Annotated in this window: 3 protein-coding genes; all 3 read right to left on the reverse strand. The window is 67.2% G+C overall.

Annotated elements, in window-relative coordinates; all coding sequences use genetic code 11:
- Window positions 1-708: 708 nt before the first annotated feature.
- Window positions 709-1,065: a hypothetical protein gene (locus tag VG899_00005; protein ID HWA64740.1), complete on the reverse strand. Its 357-nt coding sequence runs from the start codon at window positions 1,063-1,065 to the stop codon at window positions 709-711.
- Between the two features lie 32 nt (window positions 1,066-1,097).
- The gene (locus tag VG899_00010; GenBank protein HWA64741.1) at window positions 1,098-1,346 is read right to left on the reverse strand and encodes a toxin-antitoxin system; all 249 of its coding nucleotides are present in this window, start codon (window positions 1,344-1,346) and stop codon (window positions 1,098-1,100) included.
- An 80-nt stretch (window positions 1,347-1,426) separates the two neighbouring features.
- Window positions 1,427-2,145 (reverse strand): type I glutamate--ammonia ligase (locus tag VG899_00015; protein HWA64742.1); only part of this gene is annotated, 719 nt, incomplete at its 5' end.

The raw sequence follows: 2,145 nt of genomic DNA on the forward strand, positions 1-2,145 counted from the left end.
TGTCACTGAAGATCTCGATTTCGATCGCAATCAGCTTTGCGGCGCTGCGCAACCCGTCAATCCCGAAGCGGTCGCGGATGGCCACGACATGGCGACTGATCTCAGGGTCGGCGTCTGTAGGAATATCGACGTCCATTGCGACCTCGTACCCGCATCACTCGCGTTCATCACAAGAGCCGCGACGCGACGCGACGCCAGTAGCGACGGCGGGTTAGCCAGCCTGGGCGGCGCGCTCGTAGATCGCGTCCGGCGCGAGGTCTACGCCGTTCGGCCAGACGAGGTGCCGAGTTCGTCGTCCACTGCCAGTCGCTCCGATAGGTCCAGGTCGGGAACCAAGCCGTCGGCGCAGGTCAGGCGCTGCGGAGGTATTCGCGGAGGCTCGTCGCACGACTTCGGAGACCGTGACGCCGTCGGCGCGTTGGGCTGCCTGCTCGCGCAGCGCAGGGTCGAGACGGACCGACCCCACCGTCTTCGCCTGGTTGCCCAGGGGAGGGCGGCCTCGTCCGCGCCGCTTGTTGGCGAGTTGTTCGGCGGATGTCGTGATTGAGCGGGGACCGGCCGCCCATTGCACGCTGATCTGCGCGTTACCCGAGCGGATGATCTCCGGTTGCTCGTTGGTTGCTCGGAGTTTCCGCATCGACCGTGAGCGATCGGCATCAATCCGCTGTGGCGCGGATCAGTCAGCGAGATTCCATGGGTCGACGACGGTCACGCCAAGCGGCTCGAAGGGCCGGGCGTTGCCGGTCGCGACCGTGGCGCGGCGGGCCAGGGCAATGCCCGCGATCTGCCCGTCGCGGATCTCGGTGGAGCGGCCATGTCGCTGGGCTTCGGCCAGAGCGTTCCCGGCTGCGTTAGCGGCGGCTGTGTCGAACGCGAGGACGCGGCCGTCCAGGTCGTCTTGCAGGAGCTGGTCGAAGGAGGTTTGTAGTCGGGCGCGGCGCCGGCTGGTCGAAGGAGCTCCAGGCCCATCCGGACTTCGAGCACGGTGATGCTGGTGGTCCAGACCGACTCGGCGGGTTGGGCATCGAGCCAGTTGACGGCGGCGGGGTCAGGTCGGTCGCGCATCAGCGCCGACAGGACGTTGGTGTCGAGGATGATCACTTGTCGAACTGGGCGGGACGTGCCGGCTGTCCGCGCAACTCGGCGATGTCGTCACGCAGGCCGTGCCCCCGGAACCGGTCAGCGATCGCCGAGCCAAGTCTTACCGGGCCGGGCGACGATGCCCCGACGGCGGCGCGGAGGATCTCGCGCACCTCCTCTTCGGTCGAGCGGTCATGCGCTCGTGCTCGGCGTTGCAGGGCGAGCTTCGTGTCCTCGTCGAGTTGGCGGACGATCAGTTGGGCCATCGCCAGGTTGATATCACGATATCAACCTGGCGCGATCCGGCGGGAAGTCCGGGCTCCCAGAAAAGGTCGGGTCCCCGGCCTCAGATGTCGTAATACAGCGCGAACTCGTAGGGGTGCGGGCGGAGCCGAATCGCGTCCACCTCGTGCTCGCGCTTGTACTCGACCCACGTCTCGATGACGTCCGGGGTGAAGACGCCGCCCTGCAGCAGGTAGTCGTGGTCAGCTTCGAGGTTGTCGAGCACGGCCTCGAGCGACCCCGGCACCTGAGGTACGGCGGCGAGCTCGTCCGGCGGCAGCTCGTAGAGGTCCTTGTCGACCGGCTGCGGCGGCTCGATGCGGTTGACCACACCGTCCAGGCCCGCCATCAGCATCGCTGAGAACGCGAGGTAGGGGTTGCACGACGGGTCCGGCACCCGGAACTCCAGCCGCTTGGCCTTCGGGTTCGACCCGGTGATCGGGATCCGACAGCACGCCGAACGGTTGCGCTGCGAGTAGACCAGGTTGACCGGCGCCTCATAGCCCGGCACCAGCCGGCGGTAGGAGTTGGTCGTCGGGTTGGTGAACGCCAGCAGCGACGGCGCGTGCTTGAGCAGCCCGCCGATGTAGTGGCGCGCCATGTCCGACAGCCCGGCGTAGCCGACCTCGTCGTAGAACAGCGGCGCGCCGTCCTTCCACAGCGACTGGTGGCAGTGCATGCCCGAGCCGTTGTCGCCGAAGATCGGCTTCGGCATGAAGGTCGCGGTCTTGCCCGCCTGCCAGGCGACGTTCTTCACGATGTACTTGAACAGCATCAGGTCGT

This window comes from Mycobacteriales bacterium (assembly GCA_035550055.1).
In the GTDB taxonomy this organism is placed as follows: Bacteria; Actinomycetota; Actinomycetes; order JAFAQI01; family JAFAQI01; genus DASZTV01.

Bases quoted from the DNA above. Each gene is read 5' to 3' on its own strand.
- VG899_00005 (HWA64740.1), bottom strand. From the start codon at position 1,065: ATGCGCGACCGACCTGACCCCGCCGCCGTCAACTGGCTCGATGCCCAA.
- VG899_00010 (HWA64741.1), bottom strand. From the start codon at position 1,346: ATGGCCCAACTGATCGTCCGCCAACTCGACGAGGACACGAAGCTCGCC.